Raw genomic sequence first — 15,597 nt, forward strand, 5'->3', positions numbered from 1 at the left:
TCTTACTTTTCATACCAACGCTGAGAGATTAATTTGGATTTGGTTAGATAACTTTCATTTAAGTTAGTCGTTAATCTTGGATCTGCCAATACTCGGGTCATACCACCATCAACTCCACCAATTGCATGATTGAGGATCCCATATCCTTGTTTATCACTCGCGTTATCTTCATTACTATAGCCTCGGCTTGCAGCACATTGCCCAAAAGGCATACAAAATAACCGTACTCGACTAGTACCTTGTACTCCACCACCACACGCACCAGTTAAACCTAAATCACCAGAATCAAAAGTACTTAAATAAAGGTCATAATCAATTACACTTGGAGAGAAAAACACTTTTTCTTGTTGAGTATTAGCATCACCATTTACACCTTTAAATTTAAAATACCAACCTCCAGTTGATGCATAAGGTGCCACAATACTACTATTGCTGAAGCGATTAGCTGAAGTCAGCTCATTTAATTTCAAGACATCATTCGTTGTGGTTGTATTAAGTGTTACATTAGCAGTCGCTGGTGTGATGCTATACAAATCATCACGAGCAACGTCTTTATCATAAACTGTATATAATGCATCGAAATTACGACCTGCCGCAGTTGTTGAAGTATATTCAGCTAATGGATGACTTAAATTACCACTTCCAATTGAAACCGCTGCAAATAAGTGATCAGTCGCTGCATCTTTGAAAATGGCAAATGATGGAGCTGCATAGAAGCGAGGACTCGTACCATTATTTTGATGTAAATTTAAAAGTCGTGTTGGAGGTTTTGCAAAACTACCAATTGCTGCAGCATGATTATCTAAATCAATACGGAAAACTTGACCGCCTAAATCCCCAAAATAGAGATGATCAACGAGACCATCATTATCTCGATCGACTGTTTTAATTTCATTTACAACACTATATTGAATATTTGCATCTCGAACAGCAATCACGCCACTTCTTGCATCTGGTGAACTTGTTGCTGACGCATCTTTACTTGCCCACCATAATAAATTGCCATTTAAGGCATCAAACATATAGACACCAGCACCTTTATCGGTTCTGGTACTGCTTGCTTGATCATAAGTATCAGACTCATAACCCATATCATAGCCACCACCGACAAACATGACTAATCTACGGCCACCATTCCAATTTACCCAAGCAATTTTGGGTTTAGACCAGCTTTGCCCCATATATTGTAATTCTGAAAATGTTGTACTGTTATTATTGTAATAAACTTTTTGTGAAGCAGGATCAATATGGAACTTGAGTGCAGGATTATTCATATCTTTCAGGTCAAGTGAATAATAACTACGCCCACCCATACGTAAGCCACCATAAACCAGTTGCTTACCTTGCAAATTGCCTCCATCCCCAATTGACTTACCTCTACCTACAGTCAGTATACCATTGGACTCTGGCACATATTCTGTATAGGAGGTCCATGGACCATCAACTCCATAATAAATATCAGTTGTTCGACTTTGCGTAGTCTCAACACTCTTAAAAGCATCACTTTGGTTTTGAATCATCTCATGCGGGACAAATGCAAAAACCTCCTTTCCACCTTCATTACTACTGGTCACTGTACCATCACTTGCAGTGGTTTCGGTATAATCAGGCACTTTAACAACATGTAAAACACCTTGTGTTGAACCAAATAATACATAGTCTTCACGATTTGTCGTGGTAATTGAGTCAGCAGTACTGTTGTAATTAACTTTCCCTCTATTTGATAATAATAAAGGAGATGAATGCAGGACAGCCCCAACCTGACGCTCATCTAGTAATTTCATTAAATTTGAATATTGAGGATCAGTAGTTGCCCAATCTCTTCTTCTTACTTCGTTTAGGGTTGTCCCACCACTAACTCCTGTACTAGTTACAGTACGATTGGTCAGAACTTTCCGGTTTTCTTCAGTTACAGTGTTTTTTATTATTGTGCCAAGCTTAAGTTGCGAATAAACCCCACCCATCCGTGCAAATAACTCACTTCCTCTGGTTTTTACATCTGCCTTTTGGGTAGCCTCTACACTGCTTACAGGAGGTGCCCAATAGTCATAAACACCCTCTGCAATACGTCCTATATCATCTAATACAATTTTATCATTTTTACCAATCAAACGACCCAGATTGTTTAGATGATATTTTTTCATATTACCCACCCACAGTTTGTGAGCTTGAATCTGTCCAACAATCGGAGTAGGTTTAAATTGCGAATAATAGGCATCGGTTTGAACCAATGCTGGATGTAAAGGATCCTGAGGAATTGTCGGTGCGCCTGTCGTTATAAAAGGAATATCAACATTTTTGACTTCCTCAATAAATGCTAAAATACGATTTGCTACAGCCTGTTCATCTTTTACAGAATAATACCCACCTTTACCATGTAAACCTGTTTTTGCAGCCCACTGCTGATCGCCCAAAACATCTTTTATATTATTTTGATAAGCTGCTGTGTAATCAGCATCAATTCTAGAATCCGTTGTCAGCTCGGCATCATAATCTCGAAACTTAGGTGAAAATGAGAACCCTGTTCCAAATGCCACCACCGTTGATTTGACAGGCATTTTAATTTTTGTCATTCCAGCAGCTAATAAAGTCGCTGCTTGATTAACACATTGCCATGCAGCGCCTGCAGTCGCTGATTGACCAGCACCGCCAGTACACAATGTTGGTGATAAGGCGTTACCACTTGCCAATACCGAATCAATCTTAGTCTTGCTATAGGCAAGGCTATCGTCTACTGGTGACCCTGAAGTTAATGTAAGAATACCATAACCTGAGCATTGATCTGCCGCGATGTCGGCACCTGTACTAGTTTTTAGCAAAGCATCTGCAGCATCACCATAACCTTGCGCTACAGGCACTTGCTTTTCTTGATCATTCGTCTGAGAAATACGCAACCCAGTAACGATATTACTTAAAATTTCCCGATTAGCTGCTGTCAAAGGTATAGGACGCGTAACATTAGCACTACCATCTACTGGACTAGCAGTATGTTTAGGAAAAAAAGATAAGCCTATTTGAATGCCTTCCCCTAAATTTGGATTATTAATCACGCTCAGGGCACTGCGTTTTATCATCGTCAAACGGCTATAATATTTGATTGCAGAATTATTTTTATCTGGGCAATACATTGCATCAAAGGCATAGGTTTTTCCATTATAAGTGACAGATTCACGTTCAGTGAAGTATTTCTCCGGATTTGGACACTGCGCATTCGGATAATCTATCTGAATTGAAGTACTCCCCCCACTGGTTCCACTTGGTTCTGGTGACACAAAGGATGAGTTATCCAAATTAAGCACCACTCGTGCTTTACCATCCCCAGCTAAAGCTGCTCGGTAAATCTCAATATCACTTGCATAGTTATTTGCTGTCACACAGAGCATCAAAGTTGTGAGTACTGAGAGCTTGAATGTTGCCACTTTTGCTATTTTTTTCATTTTCCAATCCCCTCAAAATTAAAATGCTTGAGTAAGGTTATATTCAGCTACATGCGTACTTACTGGTACACCAAGATTTTGCAGACATTCTGCGACACTTTTATCCATCCCTGCTGTGGCGCTAACACCACTCGGAATCACAACTTGATTCATATGCGTTGAAAAACATGCGTTAATATCTTCAGCAGATGCAGAACTCATAGATGGAAGAATAGAAGTAGCCATAACCATAATCCTTTCTGCTTTATCAATTTTTGCAGAATCCACATCCGTACCTAATTGCACAAAAGAGAAAGCCTTATCCAACCCCACCACTTGATTTGCCGAATTAGTATTTACTTTAATCATCACTTGCGTCATGACAGCTCGACGACCACTGGTGAAAAAATTATTGCTACTATCCATTTTGCAAAAACCATCTACACCTAACTCACTATTAGAAGGTGAAGTACCAGAACTCCAGGAAATTGAACTTGCATTAGCAAAATCAAAGAAATCTAATTCTGAACCACGGTAACAAAAAACGAGTTCTTTCCCCTTATTTTCATCACGCTTAATCCAACCAAATAAACCATTCGGAGAAAGGTTAAAGGTCAGTTTTTTGGGATTTTCTACATTAAAGATTGCCGAGTCTGAATTTTGTAAAAGCAATTGTTGTGCTTGACTATTTGTCGCAATATTTAATGCCGTTATACTGCCTCGTATTGCTAATATTCCGACTACGGTAATAACAAGTAATAAAATCAATACAACAATCAACGTTGCTCCGCTTTGCTTATTTTTCATTATTCACGCTCCCCAAGTGCATTTCTCAAAGCTACTGTCTGAGAAACTACTTGACGAATATATTTTGGATCTGTTGATGTCCTGACTTTTACTGTTTGATCTAGTACAGTAAATTCTTGATCAGACTTGACAGCCGACTCTGCACCGACTGACTGTGTAGAACGAACCAACATCCCTACTTGAAGAGATAAAATCCGAGGACGTGGAGCAGTTAATGCCATATAGTCTTTAATAGAAACATACTGATGTATTATATTTGTCACAGGTGTACTGGCAGATGTGTCTGTTTCAGAATCTTGTATACCAAATAACACCCTAAACTGATCCACTCGTTTAATGATAATTTGTCCTGCCCCTCCTAAACCTGTAATTATTGACGGAGCTGTTGCAGGTATCGTTGCTGCTATAGGTGGTATTGCTGTCGAATCAGCGGCATGAAAATCACCAATTGCATAGTAACCAGCATCACATGCCAAAGCGAGTGGTGAGCTTTCATTGCTACTAGCATTATCATCTGCTCTTAAAAAATAACGCTGGACATAAACACGAAGATTTTCAGTTTTCGGGAAAAGGATGGGATTTCCCTCACAATCAAAACCACCATCATAGTTATTACCATTAATTGTATATTGTGGTAGGTATTGGATCACCAACTGATCACTTCTCAATTCTGTTCCAGAGGTATCTTCAACATTCGAGGAGCCAGTCCAAGCATTTCCAGTTCCTACTGTAGCCAAACGATCATCGCTTTGAGAAACTAAAAAATCAGCAAGCGTTATTGTAGTCGGAATTGTTGGTTTTACTGTCGATGCACTGGTTTCAACATCAGCAGAGTCTTTTGTTGTTAGTACTACACCTCCATATAGGGTTCCATCATTTATTTCGGCCTTTTTAGTATTCAAGTTGCTCATTCGAATATCTTTAGTTATATAATTTAAACCAAAGTTTGCATTATCCTGTAACTCTGCCACCCCTTTTTGCATTGCAGCACTACGTTGTCCGGTGATAAATAACAAGACTGCAGCTGCTGTAATAATCAACCCTAGTGTAAGAGAAATCATTAATTCAATTAATGTGAAACCTAATTGTTTTTTATTCATTTTAGTAGGTCTCCATAATCACACAGGTTGATGGACGATTACCAACCGACCCATTATTATAGGATGTACCCTTAGTACAATCTCCAGAGCCATTACCATTTGTTGCACTGGTATCTCCCCAAGCGACGTAAAGACAATTTCTCCCATCTTGATTTTCCACACATGGCAACATATTCACAGTCATTCCCAAATTCGAAGCTTTTTGAGTCACTTGAGCCACATCAAAATCCGCCAGATTCGCTGCCGTACAAGTAGCTGTCATACAGTTTATTGTAAAACCCGCTTGATTTCCTGGGTCAGATGTTTGTGATTTATAAGTAGCAAATCCATCACGATTAGCACGAATCCTCTCTGCCATATCACGTGCAATATTCATGGCTTGAACACGGTTAATTGCTTCTGAAGTCGCTTCAACTGCACGATACTGCAAGGCAATAAACCCTAAAATACCAATAGCCAAGACTAGCAATGCAACCAAAATCTCGATTAAGCCCACACCTTTTTGACTCGATCTATTAGATTTCATGAGCATGTCCCTTCTGCAACTTGTTGAATTGTTCCCATTTTGGAAATACTGATTGTTTTAGACAAGGAACCAGATGATTTTTCACAGATAACAAAGGATGTATCCGAATTTACCCCCTTGATTAGACCTGTAGATAAAAATGTAATAGTCGTTGGTGAACCTGTTTTTAAAATTGCTTTTCCACTCGGCATCCAGTTCAACGTAGTAAAATCAGTATTTGTTGTATCTTTAAGTGCCAAATTTTTATCAGCAATATTTGTAGTATTCAAATTCACTGTGATTTCTTTACGTTCAAGCGCTGCTTTTGCTCTTGCCTGTACAAGTACATTCGCTAATTCTTGTGAACTTTTTTTAAGATTTTGTTTTAGTAATAGATCTGAAAAAGATGGAGCTGCAATCATGGCTATAATCGCCAAAACAGCAATTGTCACCATCAGCTCAATTAAAGTAAACCCTCGAATCTTATGCATACACCTTCCCCCAAGGTAACAAACCTTTACCCTATTTAAAATCATATTTATTTTTCTGACAAAACGAAGATAATCTGGATAAAAGGCATAAAAAAACAGATGATTGTCAAAAACCAATCATCTGTCAAATTCTCAATAAAAATAAAATGTTAAGCGATTATCACTTTATGCTTGTGTTACAGGAATACGTAACTCTTTCGGTAAGCTAAAGGTAATATTTTCCTCTCGACCAGTAAGTTCTTCGGGTACTTTTGCACCCCAGTCTTGCAAACGTTGAATCACTTGCTTAATCAGAATTTCTGGTGCAGAAGCGCCTGCTGTCACTCCAATTTTAGTATTCTCATTAAACCAACTTTGCTCTAGCTGCTCTGCATTATCAACCAGATATGCTGCTTTCCCCATACGCTCAGCTAGTTCACGTAAACGATTCGAATTTGAAGAATTCGGAGAACCCACTACCAGCACCACATCGCATTGCTCTGCTAAATCACGCACCGCATCTTGGCGGTTTTGAGTGGCATAGCAAATATCATCTTTACGTGGTCCCTGAATGTTCGGGTATTTCTTACGTAACGCATCAATCACTTTTGCCGTGTCATCAATTGACAGTGTCGTTTGTGTCACAAAAGCCACTTTGTCAGGATGACGTACATCGAGTTGCGCAACATCTTCTTCATCTTCAACTAGATAAATGTCACCGCCATTTTTCTTGTCATACTGCCCCATGGTGCCTTCAACTTCCGGGTGCCCTTCATGACCAATCAGAATCGCTTCCACACCTTCACGGGCATATTTAGTCACTTCTATATGCACTTTAGTCACCAATGGACAGGTCGCATCAAAGACTTTTAAACCACGGCGTTCTGCTTCTTGCTGTACTGCCTTAGACACACCGTGTGCGCTAAAAATCACAATATTGTCATCAGGAACTTCATCGAGTTCATCGACAAAAATTGCGCCACGCTGACGTAAGTCATCTACCACAAATTTATTATGTACCACTTCATGACGTACATAAATCGGGGGCTGAAAACACTCAAGTGCACGATTTACAATCGCAATGGCTCGGTCTACCCCTGCACAAAAACCACGCGGATTAGCCAATACAATTTCCATAAAACCCTCATTGCTCACTTAAATGCACGTCATACGTTGCTAAATTTATGTAAACTAAAATACAGCTAGCTATTTAGTTTACAGCTCGTCTACTCTAAAATAGAGAAGATATTTTATCATATCAGGAAAAATATCATGTCGGGTCTCTTGTTTGTCGTTTCTGCTGCCTCAGGAACTGGCAAAACATCTCTCGTAAAAGCCCTACTTGAACGTGTAAACAACCTACATGTTTCTGTGTCTCATACTACGCGTGGTCAACGCCCTGGCGAACTCGATGGTGTACATTACCATTTCACCCAAAAAGAAGATTTTCTGACTTTGGTTGAACAAGGCGGGTTTATTGAGTATGCAGAAGTTTTTGGCAATTATTACGGTACAGCACAAGCGACTGTAAAAGAACAATTGGCCAAAGGACATGATGTTTTACTTGAGATTGACTGGCAGGGTGCGCAGCAAGTGCGTAAATTATTTCCAGAATCAAAACAGATTTTCATTTTACCACCAAGCCAGTTTGATTTACGTCAACGTTTATCTAACCGTGGTACAGACAGCGTGGAAGTGATTGAACATCGCTTGAGTTGTGCTGTTGAAGATATGCAGCAGTTTGTGAATTTTGACTATGTCATTATTAATGATGACTTTAATAAAGCGCTGCATGATTTGGAGTCGGTCATTACTGCAAATCGTCTGGTTCTCACCCAGCAAGCCAATCGCCATCAGGATCTGATTCAGAAGCTGATCACGCCTGTCGAATCGTGATTAAAACTTGAGTCTCAACTGAAAGCATTTTATACTGCACAGTCTGTTTCAGCATTAGCATTTAAACGAGAACACTTATGGCACGCGTAACCGTTGAAGATTGTTTAGACCATGTAGACAACCGCTTTGAGCTTGTACTAGTGGCAAGCAAACGTGCGCGTCAACTCGCACGTCAAGGTATCGAACCAACTGTAGAATGGGACAATGATAAACCAACAGTGGTTGCATTACGTGAAATTGCGGTCGGTCACGTTTCAAAAGATATTTTGAAGCAACGTGAGCAAGACTATCAAACTTCAAGCCTTGATCTTGCACTTTCTGCAAACAATCTTAATTTAGATGGTTTTTCTTTCCAATAAGTTAGAAAAATTATGTAAAAGCCTAGTTTTTAACTAGGCTTTTTTATGCTTGGAACTTTAATATTTCTTCAAGAACAGTTATAACATTAACTCAAACCATTCTATTTTTTATAAACTGACGATTTGCGAATTTTCGACAAAAAATTTGACAAGTTTCGCACTTTGCTTTTTATTAAAAACTGAAATGATGCATAGCTTTTTCATGGTATAGGTAAAGGTGTTATATGCCAGGCGCAGAAGTCAGCCAAGCCAAACAACAACTCAATGTGATTATCGACGCTTATCTGAATGAAAGTGAAGTCGAACGAGTGCTTGCGGCCTGCGATTATGCCGATATTGCCCATGATGGAATTACCCGCAAAAGTGGTGAACCCTACATTTTGCATCCGATTGCCGTCAGTTGTATTTTGGCGCATATGCGCTTAGACGCTGAAACCTTAATGGCAGCACTATTACATGATGTGATTGAAGACACCGATTTTAGCAAAGAAGATATTAGCGAAAAATTTGGACGCACCGTGGCAGAGCTGGTCGATGGCGTCACCAAACTCAGCCATTCCAGTGATAAAGAATATAACAAAGCAGCCTCTTTCCGAAAAATTTTACAAGCCACCCTACAAGACCCACGTGTCATTATTATTAAATTAGCCGATCGCTATCATAATATGACCACACTGGAGTCACTACGACCCGACAAACGTGCACGTATTGCCCAAGAAACTTTTGATGTGTTTGTGCCTATGGCACGCTTGGTCGGCATGAATGAAATGGCGGACAATCTTGAACATTTGTGTTATCAGAATCTTGATCTGGACATGTTCAACAATGTGCAAGAAGCTTTAGCCAAAACCAAGCCGAAACGCTGTGAATATCAAGCCCTCTGGGAAAAAAACCTCACGTCGCTCCTACAACAACACCAAATTAGCGGTCGCATTAAAAAGAAAAATAACAATATTGAACTACTCCGCCACTTCGTAAAAAATGATATTGATTTACAAGAACTAACCCATAGCCATGCCTTTGAAATCATTCTACAAAGTATCGCTGATTGCGATAATCTTGCCGAAATTCTAAAAGAACATTTCCAAGTCTTGTCGTATCAAGATCATATTCGTCGCCCCCTACCTGGTGGCAACCAATCTTTGATGATGCGCCTTAAGGGTGAAAAAACCACACTTTCTCTTACCCTACAGACCGAACTGATGCGTAAAGCGGCACGTTTTGGCGTGGTACTCGGTGAAAACGCACCACAGGCTTGCCGATCTGCCATCCAAGCCTCCATGCAAAACTTGAATGTGCTGATTGATAGTAGTTGTGCCAAAACCACGTTTAATGATTTGCTGGATTATCTACATCAAGAAAAAATTTGGGTCTATACTCCGCACGGGCAATTACACGAATTACCGCAAGGTGCTACAGCCGTCGATTTTGCCTATTCTGCCAGCCTATTCTTGGGTAACCACGCGGTTGGGGCGAAAATTAATGGTGAAACCAAGCCATTATCAACCCCACTTCTCAGCGGACAAGTGATCGAAATTATTACCGATGTGCTTGCCACACCAAATCCAGACTGGCTCAGCTTTATTAACACCCAAAAAGCCCGACGTGCCATTCAAAACATTTTGCGTGATCAAGATGTGGAAGAACAACAATTGGTGGGTGAACAAGCCCTGAACCGCGCGCTCAAACTCTTTAATCGCTCAACCAATGATCTTACCGAGGATGATTGGTTAGACCTACTGCAATGGCGTCATTTAGACTCTAAAGATCGCCTATTTCAGCAAATCGCAGTGGGTGACTTATTACCTCAACTGGTAGCCAATCATTTATTTGCCCAAGAACAATCAGTTGAAGAGCATAGCTCTGATCGTCTAATCCAAGGTACCGAGGGTGTTGATGTCAAATATGCCCACTGCTGCAATCCGGTACTCGGTGATCCAATTCAAGGACATCTTTCACGTCGCGGCTTGATCGTGCATCGTGCCCGTTGTCACAACCTGTTGCATGAACAGCACTTACATCCAGAAAATATTATGCCTCTGCAATGGGCGTCTGAAGACCTTGATGACGTTAGCTTTACTGCCTACCTGTGCATTGACATGGAAATGGATGATGAACAAATTTCTGATTTGATTTATCAATGTCGTAAAGCCAAAACAGGGGTAGAAATGGTGCGTAATTATGACCATAAAACCTACGTCAACATTGTGGTCAACAATCGTAAGCAAATTGCCCAGATTATTCGTGACTTACGCATGCACTACGGCTTCCCTCGTATTACCCGCCTGACCATTCCATTAAGTGTGACCGAAGCCCCAATCGCAAGTTAATCAATTAAATCGATAGGGCTTCTGTATCTGAATACAATCCTTTAAGATGTATTCAGATATAAAAGGAGAAATCGATGTCCCGCCAAGTCATTCATACAGAAAATGCCCCTGCTGCTATTGGTACTTATTCACAAGCCATTCTCGTTGGTGAAACACTTTATCTTTCAGGGCAAATCGGCTTAGATCCGTACAGTATGGAATTGGTTGAAGGCATTGAAGCGCAAATCCGCCGCGTATTTGACAACTTAAAGGCCGTGTGTGAAGCCGCTGGTGGCTCATTGGCCGATATCGCCAAACTGAATATCTTTTTAACCGATTTATCCAATTTTCAATTGGTGAATCAGATTATGGGCGAATACTTTGCGCAACCCTATCCAGCACGTGCCGCATTAGGCGTTGCCAGTCTTCCAAAAGGTGCTTTGGTTGAAATGGATGGTATTGTGATTATTCCACAGTAATTGATCCTACCCATCCCCCCGCTTTAAATATTTAGATCTAAATAACCTAACTCCTTTGCGCGAAATCTGAGCAACACTCAGATTTCCGCTTAGATGATATTTTTTTATTCAAATTCCCAATGATAATAATTCTCTTTTCAAATGAATTTGATTGACAAACGATAACAATTATCAATAATATTACTTATCGTATTTAATTTAGTATGGCTTACAGCAATGTACGTATGTTTGTGTCGTGGTATTACAGATCAAGATATTAAAGATGCCGTTGCCAGCGGTGCAGAAAGCTATCGTGAAATCCGCGACATGCTTGATCTTGGCACTTGCTGTGGTCGCTGTGCACCTGAAGCCCGCGCTATTATTAGCGATGAAGTTGCTGAAATTGCTGCAAGAATTGCTGTTGCTGCTTAACCTCAAATAATCATAATAATCAATATAATGATCTAATCGATCATTTCTCCTCCTCGCCTCTGACTCTAAGCGGGTTTTTTTTATAGTTTAATATCCAATTGTTTTTGATTGCGATTTTCATTTGCTGTTCAATAAAGCACTCGCCTTTCCGATTATTCTTGTTTAAGATTTATAGAACTACAAGGGCTATAACACCCTACTCATACAATTTTAAATCAGCATTGATTGATGGAGTTTATGCTATGAAAGGCAATCGCGATGTGATTAACCAGTTAAATCAGGTACTCTATCATCATTTAACTGCTATTAACCAATACTTCTTACACTCTCGTATGTTCAACGATTGGGGTATTGAACAGCTCGGTTCTGCAGAATATAAAGAATCCATTCGTCAAATGAAGCATGCAGATAAAATTATTGAACGTATTTTGTTTTTAGAAGGCTTACCGAATCTACAACATTTGGGCAAACTTTATATTGGCCAGCATACAGAGGAAGTCCTCAATTGTGACATTCGCAAAGTGAAAGAGAATATTGAAAGCATCAAAACTGCAGTAACTCTGGCAGAACAAACTTTAGATTACGTAACGCGTGATTTGGTTCAAGAAATTTTAGAGAAAGAAGAAGAATACTGGGACTGGCTTACCACTCAACTCGATTTAGTCGAAAGTGTTGGCATTGAGAATTATATTCAAAGCCAACTTTAATCGATAAAAAAGCCAGCGAAAGCTGGCTTTTTTATGTCTTTTACTTGATTGGTTCCAACAAGGATTCATAGCTGACATCAACATGCTTCAACTGTTTTAACAACCACAACTGATGGCGTGCCCCCTGCTCATCACCATTAAAAGCAAGAACACGCGCATATTTCAACAAATCATATTTGGTTGGATAGCATTGCACCATCTCATAAATTTGCTGTAATTCTGCCTTGGTGAGTAAGGTATTGGGATTCAATCGAATCCATGCAATTCTGCGACTTAGTTCATCCAAAACATAAATCCGATCATGGTTGGTAATTTTTTCAGGTGTCTTTTCATAACGCATGGATTGATTGAGTTTCGGTACGGCCACCATATAATCACGATGTATTAACACCAAAAGTAAACCACCCACAATAAATATCATCTGCGTATATTTTGGCGCTAAAGTCCAGACTTTAAGTTCTGTCTCTTGCGACAAAACCAAGCCGACAATAAACCCTAAAGGCAACAAGAAATAGGCGTAGTTTTGTGGATACTCCAATAAGGCATGCACCAATACTGCCACAATCATCAGAATACCAATCACGGATTCAGTGGAATTCACACGACTAATTAATCGATACGCCAAATAAATTAAATAGCCAAGGAATGGCAAGCCAATGAGTAATCCGTTCCAGACTAGAAAATCAAGTACAAAATTATGTGAACTACGTATCCATTCTGGGACACGGTAATATTCACTCACTGCGACTTGCGCCACACTGGTCTGGTTCCAGCCATATCCAAACCATGGACGATCCGAAATGGCATATAACATCTGCTGCCAAATGCCGAGACGTAAATGTCCCGTACTTGCACGCTCAATTGCTGTTGGGGAGTTAGCAATTGCCAAATGCGAAGCTTGTGCAATCCAGTGATCCAAAGCTGGCTTTGCTAAAATCAAAGCAATAAACAATCCCACCCAAGTCAGTATTATATACCATTTAAGATGCAAATATCCTCTATATTGCTGATAGAAGAAATACGCTAAAAATAGAATACAAACCACCCATGAGGTTCTAGACTGGCTTAAGACTAAGGCTATTATTATCGTTAATGAGCAAAAATTTAAAATCCAAGCCTTAAGCTTACTTTTCTCAAATAAATACAAGCTCGCCATTAAGGACAAAATGAGGAATGTTGCCATATTATTTGGCTGAGCAAAATTTGCATAAGGTCTATTGCTGCGCAAATTTGCAATACCGGGAATATGATTTTCAATCGTGAGCCACTGACAAATTGCCATCAACCCAGATAGAGTTCCGACTATTAGCAAAACATAACTAAAAATAGTGAAGGCTTGCTCTCGATCTGTTTGTGTTAAAGATAGGTTATAACCTAATACGGCACTTAACCAAAAACCAATAACAAATAAACAGGAAATTAATGCAACACTAAAAAAGAATTCTAGCCCAAATATCCATTGCAAGATTGGGATAAATGCCATAGCCACCAATGGCAATGTCAATACAGGCAACTTAATCTTTTGTTGCAGAAAAATAGCAGTAAGTGCAAATAATGATAAAAATGCAAACAGCTCGCCTGTATAGGTTACCCACGGACGATAATGGACAGGCAAAAGCCAAGCCAGTGCAATAAGCACACTGACAAGTAGTGAGAGGATAAATTTCATTGGAGGCTATAATTGCAGAACTGCACATAGTATAATTCAAAATGTTGGTTTTTTCTGATCTTTCATATTTGAAATTCCTAATTTTGGAAAGATCTGTAATATAGATTCTTAAAAATCCATAACACAATAATGATGTCTAATCTTGTAATATTCTTACATACATTACTAATTATAAATGAAATTTAATAAATAATACATCACAAAATTGCTCTACACACCAAAGAGATAATATGATTAAATTTAAAAGATAGCATGTCCATACCGTAACCATCTTTTTCCAACTTAAGTTTTTCTTTATGATAGATCAATTGATTTTTCTCGAGACCGAGAATGAAGAAGAATATTGTTATTGTGACCCGTAATCTTCCACCTCTAGTCGGCGGAATGGAAAGATTAAATTGGCATATCGCGGATGAATTATCTCAAAATAATCAGGTCACAATAATAAGTCACTTTGCAGCAAAACCGCTCGCTCCAACCAATACCACATTTTATTCAGTGCAACTTAACCCGTTGCCCTTTTTTCTAGTATTAAGTTTCTTACGCACCTTATGGTGTTGCTTAACTCAACCTGTCGATATACTTTTTGCAGGGAGTGGCCTCACAGCACCAATCGTGGTAATACTTGCTAAAATTTTTAGAAAAAAGAGCATAATTTATATACATGGGTTAGATATCGGCACAAACAGTACGCTCTACAAAATATGCTGGGTTCCGTTAATTTGCCAAGCTACCCAAATTATTGCCAACAGTAATCCAACTTACCAATTATGTATTCAAAAGAAAATTTCTAAAGATAAGCTCAGCATTATTCACCCAGGTGTAAGTTATCCAGCGAAGCCTATAAATTTAAAATTGATAGATGAAATTAAAGAAAAATATCACCTAAAAGATAAAAAAATTTTAATTTCTGTTGGACGCCTAACGCAACGTAAAGGTTTAAATGAATTTATTGATCTAAGTTTTTCTAAAATAATTCAACAAATACCAAATACTGTTTTAGTTATTATTGGTGATACACCGAACCAATCACTCAATAAGAACTTACAAACAAAAGAACTCATTTTATCTACAGCAAAACGACATCAGATAGAAAAAAATATTATTTTTACTGGCAATATTATTAACGACAATGTGTTATCAAGTTTTTATTATTTAGCCGATTTACATGTTTTTCCAGTTAAGGATATGCCAGAAGATCCAGAGGGCTTCGGCATGGTAGCAATTGAGGCAGCGGCACATGGAACACCTACAATAGCTTTTGCTACAGGAGGTATTATTGATGCTGTTAAAACTCAAATATCTGGTAGACTTATTGGAAATGGAAATTATCAGCATTTCACACAAGAAGTGATTGCTTTCATCAATCAACCTCTTGAACAAGAGAAAATTAAAGAATTTGCTAGTAAATTTTCATGGAATAAATTTGGGGAAAAAATTCGTAAAAATTTTTAAATATAAATTCCTTT

General features: G+C 39.0%; 14 protein-coding genes. 7 read left to right on the forward strand and 7 right to left on the reverse strand.

From position 1 onward, the window contains the following. Positions 1–2: 2 nt before the first annotated feature. From MKI85_RS07520 to ispH, 6 genes are all read right to left on the reverse strand, one after another. On the reverse strand, positions 3–3,437 hold the full coding sequence (locus MKI85_RS07520; protein WP_241626456.1) for a pilus assembly protein: 3,435 nt from the start codon (positions 3,435–3,437) through the stop codon (positions 3–5). 18 nt (positions 3,438–3,455) lie between these two features. Continuing rightward, positions 3,456–4,223 (reverse strand): PilX N-terminal domain-containing pilus assembly protein, encoded by a 768-nt coding sequence (locus MKI85_RS07525; protein WP_241626458.1) that lies wholly within the window; start codon positions 4,221–4,223, stop codon positions 3,456–3,458. Continuing rightward, complete coding sequence (locus tag MKI85_RS07530; RefSeq protein WP_241626460.1) at positions 4,223–5,323, reverse strand: PilW family protein; 1,101 nt, start codon at positions 5,321–5,323, stop codon at positions 4,223–4,225. The genes MKI85_RS07525 and MKI85_RS07530 overlap by 1 nt, the downstream gene beginning before the upstream one ends. Position 5,324: 1 nt before the next feature. After that, entirely contained in the window at positions 5,325–5,849 is a 525-nt protein-coding gene (gene pilV / locus MKI85_RS07535; RefSeq protein ID WP_241626462.1) for a type IV pilus modification protein PilV, read from the reverse strand. After that, on the reverse strand, positions 5,846–6,319 hold the full coding sequence (locus MKI85_RS07540; RefSeq protein WP_241626463.1) for a GspH/FimT family pseudopilin: 474 nt from the start codon (positions 6,317–6,319) through the stop codon (positions 5,846–5,848). The genes pilV and MKI85_RS07540 overlap by 4 nt, the downstream gene beginning before the upstream one ends. A 165-nt stretch (positions 6,320–6,484) precedes the next feature. Further along, complete coding sequence (gene ispH / locus MKI85_RS07545; RefSeq protein ID WP_241626465.1) at positions 6,485–7,435, reverse strand: 4-hydroxy-3-methylbut-2-enyl diphosphate reductase; 951 nt, start codon at positions 7,433–7,435, stop codon at positions 6,485–6,487. Positions 7,436–7,570: 135 nt separating this feature from the next. Between ispH and gmk the strand changes: the two genes are divergently transcribed. The 6 genes from gmk (at position 7,571) to bfr (ending at position 12,459) form a co-directional block, all read left to right on the forward strand. Next, positions 7,571–8,194 carry a guanylate kinase gene (gene gmk / locus MKI85_RS07550; RefSeq protein ID WP_241626467.1) on the forward strand — a complete coding sequence of 208 codons (624 nt, stop codon included), beginning with the start codon at positions 7,571–7,573 and terminating at the stop codon, positions 8,192–8,194. Positions 8,195–8,271: 77 nt separating this feature from the next. Then, positions 8,272–8,553, forward strand: a complete 282-nt coding sequence (rpoZ, locus tag MKI85_RS07555; protein ID WP_086209029.1) for a DNA-directed RNA polymerase subunit omega — start codon at positions 8,272–8,274, stop codon at positions 8,551–8,553. Positions 8,554–8,777: 224 nt separating this feature from the next. Continuing rightward, entirely contained in the window at positions 8,778–10,883 is a 2,106-nt protein-coding gene (locus MKI85_RS07560; RefSeq protein ID WP_241626469.1) for a RelA/SpoT family protein, read from the forward strand. Between the two features lie 74 nt (positions 10,884–10,957). Further along, on the forward strand, positions 10,958–11,341 hold the full coding sequence (locus tag MKI85_RS07565; protein WP_044739681.1) for a RidA family protein: 384 nt from the start codon (positions 10,958–10,960) through the stop codon (positions 11,339–11,341). A 216-nt stretch (positions 11,342–11,557) separates the two neighbouring features. Then, entirely contained in the window at positions 11,558–11,752 is a 195-nt protein-coding gene (locus MKI85_RS07570; protein WP_100241912.1) for a bacterioferritin-associated ferredoxin, read from the forward strand. A 242-nt stretch (positions 11,753–11,994) separates the two neighbouring features. Next, on the forward strand, positions 11,995–12,459 hold the full coding sequence (gene bfr, locus MKI85_RS07575; protein WP_100241913.1) for a heteropolymeric bacterioferritin subunit Bfr: 465 nt from the start codon (positions 11,995–11,997) through the stop codon (positions 12,457–12,459). A 40-nt stretch (positions 12,460–12,499) separates the two neighbouring features. Here the strand turns inward: bfr and MKI85_RS07580 are convergent, their stop codons facing one another. After that, complete coding sequence (locus MKI85_RS07580; protein WP_241626471.1) at positions 12,500–14,128, reverse strand: PglL family O-oligosaccharyltransferase; 1,629 nt, start codon at positions 14,126–14,128, stop codon at positions 12,500–12,502. 330 nt (positions 14,129–14,458) lie between these two features. Between MKI85_RS07580 and MKI85_RS07585 the strand changes: the two genes are divergently transcribed. Then, on the forward strand, positions 14,459–15,583 hold the full coding sequence (locus MKI85_RS07585; RefSeq protein ID WP_241626473.1) for a glycosyltransferase family 4 protein: 1,125 nt from the start codon (positions 14,459–14,461) through the stop codon (positions 15,581–15,583). Positions 15,584–15,597 lie beyond the last annotated feature (14 nt).

Origin of the sequence: Acinetobacter zhairuonensis (assembly GCF_022601715.1) — a bacterium.
Classification (GTDB): domain Bacteria; phylum Pseudomonadota; class Gammaproteobacteria; order Pseudomonadales; family Moraxellaceae; genus Acinetobacter.

Coding starts and splice junctions, on each gene's coding strand:
- MKI85_RS07525 (WP_241626458.1), bottom strand. CDS start 4,223: ATGAAAAATAAGCAAAGCGGAGCAACGTTGATTGTTGTATTGATTTTA.
- bfr (WP_100241913.1), top strand. CDS start 11,995: ATGAAAGGCAATCGCGATGTGATTAACCAGTTAAATCAGGTACTCTAT.
- MKI85_RS07540 (WP_241626463.1), bottom strand. CDS start 6,319: ATGCATAAGATTCGAGGGTTTACTTTAATTGAGCTGATGGTGACAATT.
- MKI85_RS07585 (WP_241626473.1), top strand. CDS start 14,459: ATGAAGAAGAATATTGTTATTGTGACCCGTAATCTTCCACCTCTAGTC.
- rpoZ (WP_086209029.1), top strand. CDS start 8,272: ATGGCACGCGTAACCGTTGAAGATTGTTTAGACCATGTAGACAACCGC.
- ispH (WP_241626465.1), bottom strand. CDS start 7,435: ATGGAAATTGTATTGGCTAATCCGCGTGGTTTTTGTGCAGGGGTAGAC.
- MKI85_RS07520 (WP_241626456.1), bottom strand. CDS start 3,437: ATGAAAAAAATAGCAAAAGTGGCAACATTCAAGCTCTCAGTACTCACA.
- MKI85_RS07560 (WP_241626469.1), top strand. CDS start 8,778: ATGCCAGGCGCAGAAGTCAGCCAAGCCAAACAACAACTCAATGTGATT.
- pilV (WP_241626462.1), bottom strand. CDS start 5,849: ATGAAATCTAATAGATCGAGTCAAAAAGGTGTGGGCTTAATCGAGATT.
- MKI85_RS07580 (WP_241626471.1), bottom strand. CDS start 14,128: ATGAAATTTATCCTCTCACTACTTGTCAGTGTGCTTATTGCACTGGCT.
- MKI85_RS07565 (WP_044739681.1), top strand. CDS start 10,958: ATGTCCCGCCAAGTCATTCATACAGAAAATGCCCCTGCTGCTATTGGT.
- MKI85_RS07530 (WP_241626460.1), bottom strand. CDS start 5,323: ATGAATAAAAAACAATTAGGTTTCACATTAATTGAATTAATGATTTCT.
- MKI85_RS07570 (WP_100241912.1), top strand. CDS start 11,558: ATGTACGTATGTTTGTGTCGTGGTATTACAGATCAAGATATTAAAGAT.
- gmk (WP_241626467.1), top strand. CDS start 7,571: ATGTCGGGTCTCTTGTTTGTCGTTTCTGCTGCCTCAGGAACTGGCAAA.